We start from the raw sequence: 20,792 nt of genomic DNA, 5'->3' as shown, positions 1-20,792 counted from the left end.
TCATTCTCCTCTCAATTCATTGATCCAATAAGCCTTCTGCTCAAATGGGTAGGTCGGCAAGTGAATGATCTTACCTGATCCATCAGGGTGAATATAATCCCAATTGAAATCTGCACCCGCGGCATACAATTCCCCCATGACTGATAACAAATTCCGTTCAAAGGAGGCCTCACCTTCAGGCTCTAAACATACTACTTTCGCTTTTCTTTTGAGCTCGCCAGGCAAAATACTTAGCAAATGATCCTCCGTTATACCCAGACCAAGTACAATATCTGCAGTATTTGACTTAGCTGATTGGTTCTTCTCTTCACTTCCTTCATTTAACAAATCAGCGAGAACTTGTCCTGAATCTATTCCACTCATCTCGGTGATATTTAACCCCGTTTGTTGTAGTTTCGATATAAATGAATGCCAATAGGCTAAATATATCAATTCATCCGTATTTTTGTTTTCGTCCACATCCGGGTTCACTTTCGTACTACTCACCTCCAATAAGTATTCCTGATAAGCAGTAACGGCCTCCTTTTTAAATACGCTGTCATCCCCACCATCACTACTTTTCAAATCCCCAAGGATAACAGCTACTCTGGCCGAACGCTTTTTCAGAAATTGTCCTTTACCTATGTGAGTTAGTATACCTGTGTGTTCAGCAGTTGAAATCAGGCATGCGGCACGATAACTGTAATGTTTTCTGTATCGATTACTCGTAAAACATAAATTATTAATATCCATATCCGGCGAATTTTTAAGTGAAATTTCAGTACGACTGATCATGCTCTGCAGTGCTTTTTCTGTTTTGGCCGACAAGGTTAAAAGATGTAAGCTTTGTTCTTTGGGAACCGTCACACTTTCTTTCCATTCCTCCAGTACGATATGTGCATTGGTTCCTCCTAATCCAAATGAACTTATTCCCGCTTTCCGGGTCTGCTTATTTGTGGTGGGCCAGTCCTCCACATCCTTAACAATATAAAGGGGCGTTTTCTCCAGCTGTAATGCCGGATTAACATCCTCCATATGCAGACTGGGCACTAATTTTTGGTTCTTCATACTAAGTAACACCTTTGCAAGACTGGCTCCACTGGAGGCAGGAAAGAGATGGCCAATATTCGTTTTTACAGATCCTATTCCAATATGGGGCTGATCTTCCGGTTCATTTTTTGAGAATAATTTAGTTAATGCACTAATCTCTATGGGATCGCCTATGGTAGTACCTGATCCATGTGCTTCAATATAGCTGATTTCATTCGGAGAGAGATTAGCATCTGCATAAGCATCAGCCAGAACCTGATATTGTCCCTTGGGATTAGGTGCCATGATGCCCAAGGAATATCCATCATTATTAATCGCAGTTCCACGGATTACTCCGTAGATATTTTTATTTGTATTTACAGCTTGGATAAGGGGTTCCAGATAAACAACGACAGCTCCCTCTCCTATAACTGAACCATCAGCATCTTTATCGAATACTTTAGTATGCTTGGTGGAAGAACATATTCCTGCTTGTCGTGATAAGGAATGTACAATAGAAGTTGCTACAACATTTGCCCCGCCAACTACTGCCCCGGAAATATGGTTCTGTCTGATCGCAGACACAGCGTGATGTAGGGCAACTAAGAATGATGAACATGCTGTATCGATAGCTAATGCGGGTCCTGTGAAATTATACAAATGTGAGATCAAGGCCGCGCCAATATTGGACATATTGCCAACCATAGCGTTTTGATGAATGTTTTCCAGTCCATTCTTTTCGATATAATCAACTACAAGCTGGTAATACGTACTCGGACTGATCCCAACGTATACACCGATATTACGTTTTTCATCTTCTGAACCCGCAATAACACCCGCATCCTCTAGAGCTTCATAAGAAACTTCCAAAAGAAGTCTTTGTTGAGGATCCATAAACACGGCTTCTTCTGCAGAGATTTCGAAAAATTCATTATCAAACTTATCTGCTTCTTCAAGCTCCCCTATCCATTCATCCCATTCCGGCTTACCTGCTTGTGCTCTTCGTTTAGAGCTAATCTTAGAGATACTATCCTTTTTCGAAGATAGATTGTCCCAGAATTCCTCCTGATTTTTTGCACTTGGAAGTCTCAAAGCCAATCCTGTGATGGCAACGGCCTTGTGAATATCGAGTTGATTATCTGTCTTCCAGTCCATAGAAGATTCTTCACTATTGGACGGCATAGCTTGGAGATAGTCGGCGATTTCTCTGATAGTCTTACAAAAGACTAAAACCTCTGATCCAATCTCCTTATTAAAATGTTTACCTATCAGGTCTAGCAATTGGTATGCTCGAATAGAATTTCCACCTAGAGATAAAAAAGTATCATCAATAGAAATTCTGTGCGCAGGAATACTCAAAATTTCAGACCAAGTGTTGTGAAGGTATATTTCCAATTCACTCTGAGGAAGATTGATGAGTCTATCATTTTGCCTGCAATCTACAAGATGCATTTGAATCTTATTAATAACATCGTTGAAATCCCCATTTTCGAAACCTTTTCGCAATTGGAACCGTTGCAGCTTCCCGCTTGTGGTCTTGGGTATTAATTTGATAGGGATAACATGAGTTGTCTCTATTCCTAATAATCCCAGCAGTCGGTCGATGATGCTTTGACGTATAGGCAGGAACTTCTCTACATCTGATTTATGCTTGACAAAGACAAGCAATTCTTCCTGTTGTGTCCTACTATTAAAATGTCCAACCAGCATAATATTTCCCCGTGGTATCGTCCCAAGACCATATATAACTTCCTCTAGATCATGTGCAAAGAAATTTTGACCCCGGACAAAGATAATATCCTTAATTCTGCCGCTTACGATCAAACCATTATCAACCATAAATCCAAGATCGCCTGTATGTAACCACCCGTCAATGAACAGATCTTTGGTTTCATGTTCAAGATTATAATAGCCTGAGGTAACGGAATCGCCCTTGATCTGAATTTCACCGATCATGTTCTCATTGAGGGTATTCCCTTGCTCATCTGCAATTCGGATACTGATTCCATCCGCTGCGTATCCCTCATGTACAAATTCAACACAGTCTTCATCGTCAGCATCTTTCACAGGAACAGCCAGGTTGTCGTTCGTCAATTTGGAACGATAAATCCTTTCAATCCTAGGCAAAACCCCTATTTCAGGCATCGAAACACCGACTGTAGCCTCTGCCATACCGTAAGCCGGGAACATCATGTTAGGTTTAAATCCACATTTCGAAAATTTCTCAGTAAACTTTTGTATCACAGTTGCGGATATCGGTTCAGCCCCATTTAACGTTAATCTTAAAGAAGACAAATCCAGCGTTGATAATTTGTAGTCAGGTACTTTCTGCACCATCCAGTCGTATCCGAAGTTCGTGCAGCAGAACCATTTCCCTTTGTGTTCGGTTATCTTTTTCAGAAAAATATACGGCGAGCGAATAAAGGTATACGGTGAGAACACCATAATGTCACTTCCACTCATTACAGGGGTTAGATGCTGACCAAACAGACCCATATCATGAGTGTGAGGCAGCCAAGTAAAAGCAATCTCATCCGCTTGTGTACCAAGACCATTTTTACAGGAGACAGTATTTGTAATTATATTTTTGTTCGTAAGCTGTACCCCTTTGGGGATACCTGTACTGCCTGAGGAGAACTGTAAGAATACAAGATCATTCGATTGGGTCCAATGAATTTCTTCCATTTCATCTGTATTTGCACTTAATTCATTTAACGAGATGAACCGAAGCTCTTCATAAGGAGAAACCTCCTGTAAAGATTGATACCGGGCCCGAAGTTGTTCTTCCACTAATACTACTGGTTTATTTAACACTTCCCATATTTTAGTGAACTTCAACAATCCCATTGAATGGGGTTCCCATGAGGTCGGCTGACTCACTGGCGCAGCGATGATTCCCCCGAAAATGCAAGCCCAAAATGTCCGATAAAATTGTTTAGAGTTGTCGATTTCTAGCATTACGATATCCCCTGACTTCAGTCCCTTGCGATAGAGAATTTTAAGATATTTACGCGCATTTTCGACCAAAGCCGGATAAGATTCAAAGTCTTCCTTTCCAGCAGCGTCCACATACGTAATACCTTTAAGAGGATATTTCTCAACGGTAACCATCATCATTCCAGCTAAAGTATCATACTCTTTCGGAAGTTCAATCGGCTTGCCATGTTGGATCGCTTTCTTAGTCATTTCCGGCCTCCAATAATCCATAATTAACGAATACATTTGAATATTGACTTAATTCTGTTTCCATGATTTGACTAAGCTTATCCAGATTGAAACCCATTGTGCTGTCAAGGATGATTTTTAAATTCTCCTCATCATAATTAACAGTGACCAATACTTTTGCCAATTCGTTCTGATCCTCATCTCCTTGTGAATTACTAAAGGCTTCCTGTTCTTCTTCAGATACAAACCCTTGGAAATTGAATAGAACAAATGGTTTGGGCTCCTCCAACACTTGATAAGCTGGATTTAAAAGGTCTGCTATCTTAGAGAACTTCTTGGATAAATCAGGATCAAATATTAAAGAGAGAAAGTTAATGGAATGGAGCTGACACTTCTTAATAAGATCCATTGGATGTAACTCTTGATTCCTTCCCCTTACAACCAAAGGTATGATATCCAGAAATTCACCGACACAGTTATAAAAATTGTGGTTATTGTAGCTTCTGCCGTAATTAACAATCGCTATCGGAATTTCTGGAATCCCCGTGTATTCAATGAATAAATTCACAATGAAATCAAATGCATTCCACCATTGATCTTCAATATCGTTATCCCCTAACGGGATATACAAATGTATTTCTCTATTGCATCGATTTGGGATTTGATCCAGATTTTTCATCAGAATTTGATTGCTATCATTCCAGACCTCCAAGGAATAGTGGTCAATTATTTCTTTTTCACCGATTCCCTGGGGGCCTGTTGCCAGCAGTGCTACATAGTCTTGATATTTTTGAGGAAGTAGTTTTCCAGCAGATTCAGCTGGAACAACTTCAGCTTCATTTAGTGAATAAAAAACCGCCTGCTCCAGCTGATGACGAATCACTTCCGCACTCATCCCATCAAAGGCCGTATGATCAAAACCCCAGATTACATAATGGGTATCTTGACTTAAGCGGAGACAGCAAAGTCTCCATGGTAATTCACCTAACAGATAGTCCGATAATAACAATTTTGTGCGCAGCTGATCTACCATTTTCTCTTTGGTATCAGGAGTATATTCCCGTAAGTCTAAGTACGGAATATTTTGCTGAATCAACGATTGAAGAGCCGAGATGTCACACTCGTTCCATACCATTTTCTTATCTTTATTGATAACACAATGAAGCAGTTGATTGTCGCGAATCGTGTTAAACAATATCTCGCGTATATTCCGCTCATCCATCTCTCCTGTGATCCAGGTTGTAAACCCGCTTAGACTTGACCCGATTGAAGCGTGAGCTACCTGAACGGGAGAGAGTGGAAATTCATCCAACCGGTTGGATGAAGCAATCATGGTTGAGATCAAAGAACAAGTATTTCGGACATGAGCTACGAGACACTCTATTTGATTTTCATTAAGAGCTACAGTATTCAGGTTTATTTCTTTTTCTGGTGTGGCTGACTTGCTTTTAGCATCTAATGCAAATACCTTTCTGACTTCAGGAAGGGTTGCCAGCCCTTCAACCGTGGGATACTGGAAGATCTCATTTACTTTTACAGGGATACCTTCCTTTGATAAAGACTGAACCAAAGCAATTGCCTTAATGGATTGTCCGCCAAATCTAAAGAAGTCATCTCTAATCCCAATGTAGCTATTTTCGAGAATATCCTGCATTTTTGTAAGAATCATTTGTTCCAGTTCATTTCCAGGTGCAATATAGCTGGATAATTGATCTTTATATTCTTCAATAACTGGAAGAGCTCTGCGATCAATTTTTCCATTTAGCGTTAGCGGGAAGATATCCATCTTTTTCATCCGTGACGGAATCATATAATCCGGTATCTTGTCCATAAGAAGTTCTCTAATCTGCTCTGGTTCTAGTAGAGTTAGCCCCTTAACAGTGTAGTAAGCAGCAATATAGAGACTACCTGACTTATCTGTTTGCGATACAACAATTACATCCTTAACGCCCGAGAGATCTTTAATTCGAGCTTCAATTTCCCCTAACTCAACTCTAAATCCTCTGATTTTGATTTGGAAATCCCGACGTCCTATAAATCCGATATTACCCGAAGGCATACGCCATACCTGATCTCCTGTTCGATACAACTTTCCTAAGCTCTCAAAAGGATTCTGAATAAATTTCTGATTGGTTAGTTCATCTCTGTTCAGATAACCTATGCCCACCCCATCGCCTCCAATATAAAGTTCACCGGGAACATTGGGGGGGACAGGCTGACCTTGTGCATCAAGAATATAGAGAGTTGTATTGGATAGAGCAGTACCAATAGGTATAAAATGTGCATTCTCCCCTATTTCATCAATAGGGTAGTACGTTGCAAAGAACGTTGATTCCGTAGGCCCATAACCATTTATAATCTTGTTCGGCCCCAGTACCTCCAATGCTTTCCGTGCATGAATTAGCGAAGCTGCCTCCCCGCCAAATACAATCTTACGAACATTTTTCAGACAGGTAAGGTCCTCATCCACCAACATATTGAACAGAGCAGTTGTAATAAAGAACACCGAAATTCCTTTTTGTTCGATGAACTTAGACAATTGGGCGATCTCAATGGCAGCCTCCTTAGCGATCATAACTAGACACGCTCCGTTAAGCAGGGCACCAAAGATATCAAATACGGATCCGTCAAATACATAATTGGATAGTTGTAAGAGCCTGTCCGTTGGTTCAATCGTAATAAAGTTGGTTTCCTTGGCTACACGGATTACATTCCGATGACTAATGAGAGTTCCCTTTGGCGTGCCTGTTGATCCTGATGTGTACATAATATAAGTTGGATCTTCAGCACGAGCAGATGGAAAGGGACGATTCATTGTTAGAGTTATATGTTCACTAGATTTCAGCAAGTCCGGCTCAATATCCACTAAAAGTGCAGGAATCATATGAGTAATACTCGATAGAAGCTCTGATTGAGTTAGCAACAAGCAAGAACCGCTATCTTCTAGAATGAAATTAACACGATAATCTGGGTATTCAGGATCGATCGGTACATAGACACAACCGGATTTCTGTATCCCCAGAATACTTATAATCTGCAATGGACCCCGTTCTAGTAAAATAGCGATTCTATCGCCGCATTTTACATTGTGCTTAGCAAGCTGCTCTGCGAGTCTATTGGCTCTATGATTCAAATCAATATAGCTAATTTCTTCGTTCCCCCAGATGATGGCTATTCGATCTCCGTTTTGTTCTACTTGTTCTTCGAAAAGCTGAATAATGGTTTTGTCTCTTGGAAAGTCTGTCACAGTCTGATTTAGATCCTGCAATATCCACTTTTTCTCTTCCGGAGTCATGATGGAGAGTTCGCCCAGCTTCCGTGCAGGTTCAACTGTGATGAGCCTCAACATGTACAGAAGTCTATTCCCGAAAGACTCCATGCTCTCGCGTGTAAAAAGAGCGGTGTTATACTCAATATCTGAATAATAACTTCCATCCTTATCCTGAATGGTCCATGTAATATCAAATTTGCAATCTATTTTTGCCATCGGCCAAGGTGTAAGTTTCAAATCGCCTATGGACAGTTCTTCAGTCCCCATATTAATGTAATTAATCACTACATCAAAAAGCGGGTTCCTGGCCATGTCTTTCTCAATCTCCAGCATTTCAACTAACATCTCATATTGGCAATCCTGATTTTCATAGGCCTTGATCATTTTTTCTTTCATATACTGCAGATGTTCAGAAACGGTTGATTCTTCATTGGTTTGTGTTCTTATTGCCAGCGTGTTCACAAACATTCCCACTATGGAATCAAGATCCGCATGGCGTCGTCCCGCAATACCTGTTCCTACAACCAGATCATTTTGTCCTGTATACTTCCACAAGACTAGCTTTAGAGCTGCCATAAGAACCATGTACGGAGTTAAACCATGTTCTCTGCTTAAAATATTCATTTTGGCACTGAGCTCTTCACCCATTTCGAGTGGAACACGATCACCTTCGAATGTCTGAATACGGGGTCTTCTAAAGTCTGTCAGCATGTTAAGCTTTGGAATTTCCCCAGTAAATTCATCCTTCCAGTACACCATTTGTTTTTCAATTTCTTTACTCTTAAATATTTCATTCTGCCAGGCTGCGAAATCCTTATATTGAAGGTCAAGCGGATTTAACTTCTCTCCACGATATAAGACAGCAAACTCCTGTAGCAAGATCGCAATAGAGCTTTGGTCAGAGATAATATGATGCATATCAATGAAAAGAACATGCTTTTCTGAATGGATGCTGATTAACTTTATTCTCAATAAAGGTGCTTTCGACAAATCGAAGGGTCTAATATAACTTTGTACTTCAGATTCAATCTGATCCTCAGCGGCAGTCCCAAATTCAACGATGGACGCAACATCCTCCTCGATAATTTGTACGACTTCTCCCTCGATCATGTGAAATCTAGTTCTTAACGATTCATGTCTGTGCACAAGTTCGTCAATAACCTTTACAAGCTTTTCCCGATCGACTAAACCATGTACCAGATAGATGGAAGCAAGATTATAAGGGACAGCATTGCCGATCATTTCATTGACTACATACATTCGCTTTTGCGCAGAAGAGACTTCATATTGACTTTTCTTCTGAACTGGTAGAATGCTCTGTGCTGTTTGTTCATGGACGTTTGACAATAACCACTCTACCATTTGATTAAAAACAGAGCGGGCAAAGATTTCTGTTAACGGCATTTCAACATCGAAACTCTTTTGTATTTGTGCAGCTAAGGAAATAGCTTTTAGTGAATGTCCTCCAAGCGCAAAGAAGTCATCCTCGGAACGAACCTCATCACAACCCAATATTTCATGCCAGATACCGGATAACTGCTGAATGACCATTTCCTCAGGGTTCTTCTCAGAATAATCCTCTTTAACTTGTGCCCGAGAAGTGTTGTCATGAGAACTGCCATCATGTGCCCTGCTAGCAAAATCGTATAAGGATACATCATTCTCATGAAATTTCTTATCAAAAACATAAGTAGGTAAAGGAACCCGTTTTCTGAAGGATTCTCCCTTTAACATATTCCAATCCAGATCTACACCCGCACACCAGAGTTGTCCAAGTATTTGAATGAAATATACCAAATCATCCTGTTCTTCTGCGAAATGACGAATCAGCTGTACAGCTTCTTCCCCATCTGAGTGTTGTGCAAGTAATGCTTGCAGCCCATTTCCAGCGCCTACTTCGATAAATATAGAATTCTTATCTGCCAATACTTTTTCAAGGCTTCCATCTTCATCTGAAACCAGCTGCACCCAAGGCTGATTATGCTTATATTGGGAGATATTCACTTCTGCAGTTGCAGCGATCAATGAACCTGTCTCCTCATGTTGCAGCCATCCCTTGTATTTTCTTACCAGATCAATGGCATCTTCCAGTTCCAGAACTCCAGCAACGGTGTTGGCGCATATTTCTCCAATATTTTGTCCCAACACTCCATTAGGAACTACACCTGTCTGAATCAGGGTTTTCGCTAGTGAGTAACCTATCGTGAATGAAAGGAGTTGGTTATATCCCGTTGAATTGATCTCCGATTGAACTACACCGCCGGACAATATTTTTAGGAAATTCACGCGTTCATCTTCTTGCAAGAATGACAGAACATGGTCCATATAATGTCCAAATACCTCTGAGATTCTGCTTCTATGATCTGAGAAATACAGGCCGCGAGCCATCCCTTGATAGCAGCTTTCCTCTCCCGAAAACATGAAAATTACAGATTTTTTAATGTCCGGTATTCTCTGTCCGGGGTGATTCAAGAACCCGGCAATATTGTTTTGCTCTTTATTAAATGAAGAGTTGTTCACTACCAATACTTTTCTGTATTCAAATGCTTTTCGTCCATCCTGTAACGTCCATCCTACATCTGAAAGATTAAGAGCCGTGGTGTTCTCCAAGTAGTTCAGTACTGCTTCCGAAGTATTGGCTAATGCTGTTTGGCTTCTTGCGGAGAACGGCAGCACATTTACCGTGTCAGCTAAACTGCTCATTGGCTGCTCCAGAGGCGGTTGTTCCAGAATAACGTGAACATTAGTTCCCCCTATTCCAAAAGAACTCACTCCCGCTCTTAAGGTTGTATCAGTTTCTGTGACATACTTCGCTTCTGTGTTGATATAGAACGGACTGTTGTCAAAATCAATCATTGGATTAGCCTCATTATAATTAATAAGAGGAGGAATCGTTCTATGATACAGTGACAACACGGTCTTAATAAAACCGGCTACACCTGCCGCAGCATCCAAGTGACCAATATTCGCCTTAACAGATCCTATGGCACAATATCCCTTTTTATCGGTATTCCATGATTGCTTGAGTGCTGCGATTTCGATGGGATCACCTAACTTCGTTCCAGTTCCATGAGCTTCGAGATAGTTAATGTCCTCTGGATCCACACCTGCCTTTTTAAGCGAGGCATCAATTACAAAGGCTTGTCCAGCTACACTCGGTGCTGTATAACCGATTTTCTCAATCCCATCATTATTAATGGCTGAGCCTTTAATTACCGCATAGACTTTGTCCCCGTCCCTTATTGCAGCAGCAAGTGGTTTCAGCAATACAATTCCGCATCCATTTCCCGATACTGTTCCTGAGGAATCTTCGGCGAATGGACTGCAATGGCCATCTTTGGATAAAATCATGCCTTCATGCCAGAGATACCCTTCTTTTCGCGGATAAGAAATAGATACTCCACCAGCTATGGCCATATCAGATTCTCCGCTAATTAAAGACTGGACAGCCTGGTGAATCGCTACCAAAGATGTGGAGCAAGCCGTTTGGATATTAAAGCTGGGTCCCTTCAAATTAAGTTTATAAGACACTCTTGTTGTCAGATAATCCTTTTCGTTTAAGGTCAGGGCTTCAAAAACACTTAAAAAGTCCTGCTGCTTCCCTAAAAACCGGGTCATCCAAGGCAAGCTGGAACCACTGCCGGCGAATAATCCTATTCTTCCTTTATAGGCAGAGGAATTATAACCTCCATGTTCCAAAGCATCCCAGACGCATTGATGAAGAATCCGGATTTGGGGGTCCATCATATTAGATTCCTGATAAGGATAATCAAAGAATTCAGAATCAAAGTACTCAATTCCCTCTAGAAAACCTTTAGCCTTTACATAATTCGGATTCGACAACAATTCAGGATCAACTCCGGATTCCAACAATTCCTCATTATCAAAGTGGGTGATGGATTCCTTTCCGGAAACTATATTTTTCCAGAATGAATCTAAATCATCCGCCCCGGGAAATTTACATGACATCCCTATAACGGCTATGTCCGTTGAATCCGGTTCAGAGTTCGAAACAATCTTGGGTAGCCTACCCTCGCTTGATTCCCCTGTTGGAACACTCAAACTCTTGACCAAAGATTCAATGGTTGGATGCTGGAACAGCTGCATTAAAGGAATTGACCGTCCAATAAGCAAGTTCAGTTTATTATTTATCAAAATTAATCCCAGAGAGTTTCCACCCACATCGAAAAAATTATCCCGAACACTGATGCGCTCAACACTCAATACTTCTTTCCAGACCTCCAGTAATGCTCTCTCCAATTCTGATGAAGGTGGTGTTACTTGCACCTCAGTTGGTCTACTTGTTTCTTGTGGGAGAATCAGAGCATTTCTATTTATTTTCCCATTAGGCAGGACAGGCATCTCATCTAAATCTATGAAGTAGGAAGGTACCATATAATGAGGCAGACATTCCCTTAGCCAGCCTTTCAGCCATGTACTATCTTCGCTGGAGAGCTCAATCTCTCTTTTTGTGCAATAATGCAATACAAGCTGTTTGTTATTCCTTTTGTCATCTATTACGGTAAGTACGGCTTGCCGAATATTCTCATGGCTCAAAACCACTTTTTCAATTTCAGTTAATTCGATTCTGTAGCCGCGTATCTTAATCTGAGAGTCCAGTCTGCCTAACAGTTCTATTTCACCATTGTCAAGAAGTCTGGCCCGATCACCTGTTTTATAAAGAAGGGTTCCAGGAAGATCAGAGACTTCAATAAATTTATCCTTCGTTTCCTCGGGATTATTTAAATAACCACGGGCAAGGCCGTGACCAGCAAGATATAGCTCTCCATATACACCGATCGGCTGCAGTTTGCCGACTGTATTCATGATGTAGGCTTGAGTATTAGCAATGGGCTGTCCGATGTTAATCGTACTGGAATGAGTAAGTTCCTTTGTAGTTGACCAAATCGTTGTTTCTGTCGGACCGTACATATTAAAGATTCTTGCTTGGGATCTCTTTTGCAAATCATGCAATAATTTTACTGGGTAATTTTCGCCACCACTTAAGATGCACTTCAGCTGTTTCAAGGCCTGATCAAAATCAGGGTTCTCGACAAAGGCTTTAATCCGCGAGACGGTACTTAAAATATGGGTGACTTTGTGTTCAATGATCTTTTGATTGGCCAAGGAAGGGTCCAGCTGTTCATTTTCATCTGCCAAATAAATAGAATGACCTGTGCATAAAGGAACCAATGATTCAAATCCAAAAATATCGAAAGACAGTGTTGTGACGCTGATCATTCTGTCATCGTGATTCTGAAAAATCTCTCTGTTCTTTATGTCATGAATGAAGTTAACTACAGAGCCTTGATTAATTAATACTCCTTTCGGTCTCCCAGTTGAACCGGAAGTGAATATGACACAAGCCAAGCTGTTCTTATTTCCCCCTTGTGAGGGATTAATGGTTGATTTGAGGGGGCGATTTAGAGATTCACAATCAATTACTGTACCTGCAAAATTAATCATATCCCGGTACTCTCGAGAACAAATTAATGTGCTAATTTCGCATTCCGCAAGCATATAAGCAATTCTCTCTTCAGGAAATCCCGGATCAATAGGGACATACGCTCCCCCTGCCTTTAATACGCCAAGGATAGAAATTAACAAATATTCATCTCTACGGGGCATTATTCCGACAAGAGAGTCTTTGTGAATACCCAATTCAATTAAGCGCAAGGCTAGCGCATTGGCGTGATCATTTAACTCCCGATAAGTTAGTTTTTTGCCGCTTGATACAATTAATGCCGTTTTATCAGGGATAGCCTGCACATTGTGCTCGAACATCTCCTGAATGAGCAAAGTTTCATTAAACTCAAGAGTTGTCTTATTGTTGAATTCCTTCAGGATGAATTGTTTCTCAGCTTGAGGAAGAAGGCCTATGTCGGAAATCCCTACGTCTTTCTCTTGGGTAATATGGATTAGAATTTCCCGGAAGTGCTGAGCCATCCGTTCCACCGTTTCTTTTTTAAATAAGCCCGTTGAGTATTCAATAAATCCTGTTATAACCTGATCTTTCTTGTTTTCCTGGCAAGTCAGAACAAGGTCATAAGCAGCAGAATTCGTCTCGAAGGAATATGGTGTGAAGCGGATTTCGTTAATTTCCAGATCATAAACTTCCATATTCTGAAAATCGAAGCACACATCAAATAGTGGGTTACGGCTTAATTCCCGTTTGAGGTTCAGCTGTTCAACCAACTCATCAAATTGATAATTTTGGTTCTCAAATGCCTTTAAGGAATTCTCCTTTACCTCATTTAAGAAATCAATGAATCTCTTGCCGTTCTCCGGATGATTTCTCATCGCCAGCATATTAACAAACATTCCTACAGTTTCTTCTATCTCCTCCTGAGTTCTGCCAGCAACTGGAGTCCCTACAATAATGTCTTCTTGACCCGAATATCTGGCTAAGAGGATATTCCAAGCACTTAACATAATCATAAAGAGTGTGGCTTCTGAGGTTTGAGCCAATTCAACGAGTTTAGATGTTAATTGTCTATCCAGATCAAAATAAATCCTACTACCTGCAAAATCCTTCACAGGTGGTCGCTTAAAGTCTAATGGCAATTCAAGGGTAGGCAAATTATCACCAAGTTGTTGTAGCCAAAACTCTCTTTGTTCCTCAATTTCTTGCGATTTAAGGTAATCCCTCTGCCAGACAGCAAAATCCTTGTACTGAATCTTAGCAGGAGCGAGTTCACCGAAATAAAGATCATTAAAGTCTCTTGTTATAATTTCCACAGAAGTGCCATCCGCAATAATGTGATGGAGATCAAAGAGAAGCAAGTAGCTATCCACACCGGTGTTGATGAGCTCAACTCTAAACAATGGAGCCTTTTCGAGATCAAAAGGTTTAATGAAATCATATATTAGTTGACGGATATCCTCGTGGCTGGAGACGGTCTTGTCTGAATAGGTAATTGGAACTCTCGCTGTTGAATGAATAATCTGTACTGGTTGATTGTCTCTGATTCTGAAAGTAGTTCTTAAAGACTCATGTCGTTGTATCAATTTATCCAAGGCCTGTTCTACTCTTCCTTTGTCCAACGGACCTCTGATCATTGTGGCGGATGGAAGATTATAAGCGACATTCTCTTTATCCAATAATGAAAGTGCAAACATCCGACTTTGAGCCGATGACAGGGTATACCCGTCCATTTTCGCTGCAGGTCTAATGCTCATATCATTAGATTTACTAACTTCAGTTTCACTTAAAAAGGATGCTAAAGCGTCAGGTGATGGATACTTGAATAAATCGGCGATCTCTACTTTTATGCCCAATACATTTTTAATAGCAGAAGATAGACTTACTGCCTTAAGGGAGTCTCCACCTAGCGTAAAAAAGTTCTGATCGACACTAACGGTATCAAATCCGAAAACAGTTTTGTATGCTTCAACAACAGTATGCTCCAAACCGCTTTTACTCTGGAAAGCTATGGACCTCAAGGGAATAGAAAGCTTAGTATCTGAGATGTCGTGTCCGTTGAATGCCGATTTTTGCACAGAGTCCGTCTGGATATGAATAGGAAAATGGACCTTATCGAATACATAAGTCGGCAGAGATAGGCGCTGACGAACAGAGGAGCCCTTTAAAGCAACCCAATCCACTTGAATACCTGCACACCAAATCTCTCCAAATTTTTTATTTATATATTCTACATCATTTTCATTTTCTTGCGGATGACGAATCAAATTAATAAAGTGCTGCCCGTCCGCTCTGGATTCATGTTGTCTGGCGAACGTACTTAATGTCCGACCAGCCCCTACCTCAATAAAAACATCATCTTTATTTTTGAGTACTTCAGACAAATTTTTAGAGAACTTGACCGTTTTCAAAATATGTTTGGACCAATATTCAGGATTTGTCATGTCCTTTTCCTGAACCCATGTTCCGCCTGTATTGGAAACAATCGGTATTAGGGGTTCGTTCATAGGGTATTGGGAAATGATTTGTTGAAACTCTTTGGCTGCTTGTTCCATCATCGGCGTATGGAAGGCATGTGAGGTCTTAACTCTTACAAACTTCAAGCCAAGCTCCTCTAATTTCCGTTCAAAATGAACAATCGCCTGTTCACTTCCTCCAACAACACAACTGCGGGTCGTGTTCTCCAATGCCAGCCAGACATTCGGTTCAAGCTCTTTCTCCACTTCCCGGGCATCGGCCATGACCGCCAGCATAACTCCGGGTTCCTGTTTCTGCATAACCTGACCGCGAATCCTTACGATTTCGACTGCATCCTTCAGAGCAAATACACCGGCAACAGCGGCTGCAGTGACCTCCCCAATACTATGACCAATCATACCTGCTGGTTGAATACCTAATTCAATTAATGTCTTAGCCAATGCATAACTGGTAGCAAATAATGCGAATTGGCTGTATTCAGTTTGATTAATTTTATGTTGGTGCTGATCCCCATAGATTAACTCTTTAAACTCTACACGTTCCTCTTCTTTCAATAGGTCAAATACTTGGTCGATATGACGTTTGAAAATCTTGGACATCGCACTTCGATCCGCTGAATTATAAAGGTCACGACCCATTCCCTGATATTGGCTCCCCTGTCCGGGGAACATAAAATACACCTTTCTATTAGAATCTTTCACTTCATATAAGGCAGTATCACTTAGATTCTTAAGCATTCTTTCCGGCTCTTTCAAGAACTCTTCATTAATAACTAACGTGCTTCGATAAGGGAATGGCATTCTGCCCACTTGCAACGTCCAAGCTGCATCAGACAGACGAGTTCCCGGATTCTCAAGCAGATATTCTACTACCTTTTTCGAAGTTTTCATTAATGCCTCAGCGCTTTTGGCAGAGAATGGAAGTAAATTCACTTGTTCATCAGGACTACTTCCTCTAGTGGCCGGCGGCTCTTCCAGTACCATATGAGCATTCGTTCCACCAACACCGAAGGAGTTGATTCCGGCACGTAACAAACCTTTTGTTACCGGTTCCTTACCCCATTCAGTTCCATGTTCTTTAACCATAAAAGGAGTGTTTTTAAAATCAATTTTCGGATTCGGCTCTTGGTAGTTCACGGTTCCAGGAATATATTTATGCTTTAGACTAAGCGCCACTTTCGCAAGGCCTACCACACCGGCTGCCGTATCCGTATGTCCGACATTTCCTTTTACAGAACCTAGGAGACAGAATTGTTTTTTATCAGATGCAAAAGCCTTCGTTAAGGATTCAACCTCTATCGGATCGCCGAGTAATGTTCCCGTTCCATGAGCTTCAACGTAACTAACAGTCTCCGGATCGATTCCCGCCACACGATAGGCCTCTTGAATGACTTCGGTTTGACCTGTCACGCTTGGTGCCAGAAAACCTACCTTTTGATTCCCATCATTATTAATAGCAGAACCTTTAATAATGGCATAAATTTGGTCACCATCATCCAAGGCTTCATCCAATCTTTTCAATACAACAAGCCCCATACCATTAGAGAAAACGGTGCCTTGAGCTTTAGAATCAAACGGTCGGCAATGTCCATCCGGTGAGAACATCATGCCGTCTTCATACAAGTAACCCCCATCATTGGGAAGTTCGATCGTAATGCCGCCTGCTACAGCCAGATCACATTCCCCTAATATCAAGGATTGGCAGGCTAAGTGCGGTGTCACCAACGTAGTGGAGCATCCAGTAAGTGCTGAGAACACAGGCCCTTTAATATCCAATTTATAAGAGACCCTGCTTGCTAAAAAGTGATTGGTGCTGAGCGTAAAAGCCTGATATTTATTACTAAAGTCGTTGTCCCCGAATAGCACATGCTTGTACCACTCAAAATCATCGGAACCGCCCATAAACATACCGATTTTGGAGGAATCAGAGTTGGGGAAATAACCGGCATCTTCGAGCGCTTCCCATGTACCCTGGTAGAGCAAACGTAATTGAGGTGACATCATCCGAACTTCCCCCGGTGTGTAACCAAAAAATTGGGGATCAAAATAATCAACGCCTTGAAGCCTACCTTTTGCCTTCACATAATTTGGCGAATTCAAAAGATCAGTATCAATGCCCAGCTCCATTAATTCATCGTCTTGATAAAAGTGAATGCTTTCCTTTTCGTTTTTCAAATTATCCCAAAAATCAAAGATATTCTCAGCTCCAGGAACATGCACTGACATTCCTATAATCGCTATATCTTGGCGTACGATTTTTTTGTTTCTTTTAAAATAGGCTTCTCTATTGCCAATCACTTCCGTCTCCGTCTTAGAAAAGTACTCTGCAAGTAAACGGACAGTCGGTGATTGGAAGAATAGTGTGATAGTAAATTCAAGATCAACCAATTTTCTGAGTTTATTGTGAACCTGGATCAGTGATAAGGAATTCCCTCCGATATCAAAGAAATTATCATCTAACCCAACTTGGGGAACCGATAGCACCTCTTGCCATACGGTTGCAATCTTACTCTCCAATTCTGTTCTTGGAGATACATACTCTGAAGATGTTTCTTTTATAAATGCCAAATCTGTAATAAGTGCATTTCTATCAATTTTCCCGCTATTATTATGAGGCAGCTCTGTTTTATGTACATAGAACGAGGGGATCATATATGTAGGTAATGAATTTGATAAATGATCTTTAAGCTCTGACACAGGGATTTCATTCTCCGAGAGATAATAAGCACAGAGAACTCCTGGTCTCCCCTCTTGTTTTTTAACAACAACTACTGCCTGAACAATTCCCTCGTACTCAGACAACATATTTTCAATTTCTCCCACTTCCAGACGAACACCCCGCACCTTGACCTGAAAATCAATTCGTCCTAAATACTCAATAGTCCCACTTGGAAGCCAGCGAACAAGGTCTCCCGTGCGATACATATATCGATAGCATTCTGGATCTATTCCTTCCTCAAAAAAGGGATTCGGCACAAACTTTTCTTTCGTCAATTCAACCATATTCAGGTATCCCCGAGCTAAACCCACACCGCTCAAACAAAGCTCTCCTGGAATACCAATCGGTTGCAAATTATCATGGTCCCCAACCACGTACCAACGAGATTCATTAAGTGGCTGTCCAATGGGAACATTTGCTGCTCCATTGTAATCCTTAAGGGAGTAGTGAGAGACCCAAATGGTACATTCTGTAGGTCCGTATACATTTTCCAAGCTGATGTTTGTCTGAAGCGCATTAAATTTCTGCAAAATATCCGGTGTTACAGCTTCTCCGCCCACAAATATCCATTTAAGTGGATTTAACTTTTTCAGATTATCGTCCATATCAAATAACTCCAGAAAGAGCCTAAACATCGTCGGAACAAAATTAATATGAGTTACAGCATGTTTGCTGATTTCGTTTAAAATTAATTGAGGATTTTTCTCCCCATCTGGCTCTAATACCAATAATGCACCTTCCCCTATAAACCATCCGAAGAACTCTGTCGCGGAAACATCAAAGGTAAAGGATGTTTTGAGGAGATACACATCTTCCTTTCCTAGAGGGAAGCGTCTTTCCAAATCCATTAATGTATTCACTACACTATGATTCTCTACCATAACTCCCTTTGGTTTGCCTGTTGAACCGGATGTGTACATAATATAAGCCAAACTGAAGGGATCCAGTTCCCCTGCCAGATTACTATCATCACCGCTATAGGTTTCAGGATCATCAATAATAAGAAAATCCACACTCCAATCTTCTATATATTCGCACTCTGACGATGTTATAAGAAGTTTAATGTCCGCATCTTCAAAAATATATTTTTTTCTTGCCGCGGGATAAGAGGGATCTATAGGCACATACGCACAACCCGCCTTGAGTATCGCCAATAAACTAATTACCAAATCCATCGAACGGTGCATTTGAACACCAATGGCTTCATTGGATTTTCCTTTTTTTTCAACAATTTTTCTGGCTAACTGATTTGCTTTGGCATTCACAGAAGCATAGGTTTCTTTTTTCTCCCCTTCAATCAGCGCGATATATTCCGGATGCTTGATGACTTTGGAATGGAGCACATCAATAATATGCTGTGGCTGGTAGGGGAAGTACGAAGTAGCATTGAAATCATGTAATATACATTTCTTCTCATTCTCTAACAACAGATCAATCTGTCCGATTTGGATATTAACATTTTGTATTAAGACTTCAAGAAGCTTCAGAAATCTACGTCCCAGCAACTCTATCATTTCATCAGAAAAGATTCCTGACTTGTATTGAATTTTAATCATGTCCTCATTCGGAGTTTTATTTAAAACTACCATCAAGCTCCCCGGAAAAGTCACTATATCCTGATCTAGAATTTCTATTTTGAGATTGTTATCTTCTGTTTCTTCATAAATATCATAGACAAAAGACACCTCAAAAATCGAAGGCGATCCGGGCATGGATACCAATTGACTGTCTCGCACAATCAAATTATTAGGATATCCAATATTCTTATATACTTGAATTAATTCTTGGGAAACCTGCTGCAGAATAGAAGTGAAGCAACTATCACTCTCAATGTTGAAACGCATAGGCAACATATGGACAAAACAACCCATGGTTTCTTCCAGATCAAAGCTAGGGCGATAGGCAAAGGGAGAAGAGAAGATGATATCATCATTGCGCGTATACTGATTCATAAGCACAGTAAAAGCTGCAATAAAAAACATGAAATCAGTTACTTCTTGGTCCATAGACAGATTATGAACAGCTTTAATCATATCGCTGGGTATTTCAAAACGTTTTTCTTTACTAATGCCTTGATCTTTGTGTCTTACTGAATAATCCGGTTGTAAGACCAGCGGCTCCGAGCCTCTCATTTTTTCCAACCAATATTCTTTTTGATTGCTATACTTTCCATTCAAGAGTTTAGTATTTTCCCGCTCAATGAATTCAGAAAAACCTGTATCCTGTTTCAAAACAATTTGTTTCTTGTTTACCAACCTGGAGTAATAATCAAGTAATTTCGCCTTGAAGATTTCCAAGGATAAACCATCGGAGATAATATGGTGGATGCAGATTATAAATAGATGCTTATCATCATCCAATTTGATCAATCTAGTACGAAATAAAGGAGCCACGGTAAAATCAAACGCCGTACTGCATTCTATCATAGTAATTCCGCTTAATAATTCATCCTTCAGCTCGACTTGACCTGAAAGATCTTGCTGTATTAATTCATAGGGAATTTGGTCATGAATAGCCAAAAAGGGTAAATCATTCACCATTTCGAGACTACTTCGTAAGGCTTCTTGTTCTCCAATTAATAATTTCAAAGCTGCCTCAAAGTGTTTCTCCTGTAAGTCTTCAATCAATAGAGTTGCAGATATATTATAGGATATAGGATTATCGATTTGGCAGTCAAAGTAAATGCCTTTCTGAGTTTCTGATAATTCCACTCTTTTTGTTATCACAATC

General features: G+C 40.6%; 2 protein-coding genes. Both read right to left on the bottom strand.

Annotated elements, in window-relative coordinates:
* Positions 1 to 4,194: a non-ribosomal peptide synthetase gene (locus tag AC1TO8_RS08375; protein WP_482055113.1), complete on the bottom strand. Its 4,194-nt coding sequence runs from the start codon at positions 4,192 to 4,194 to the stop codon at positions 1 to 3.
* Positions 4,187 to 20,788, bottom strand: coding sequence for an amino acid adenylation domain-containing protein (locus tag AC1TO8_RS08370; protein ID WP_482055112.1), 16,602 nt, complete (start codon positions 20,786 to 20,788; stop codon positions 4,187 to 4,189). Before AC1TO8_RS08370 ends, AC1TO8_RS08375 begins: the two co-directional genes overlap by 8 nt.
* Positions 20,789 to 20,792: the final 4 nt, after the last annotated feature.

The organism is Paenibacillus sp. Y859, assembly GCF_056786405.1.
Note: the sequence above shows the minus strand (reverse complement) of the source record. Positions and strands in the feature narration are given on the sequence as shown.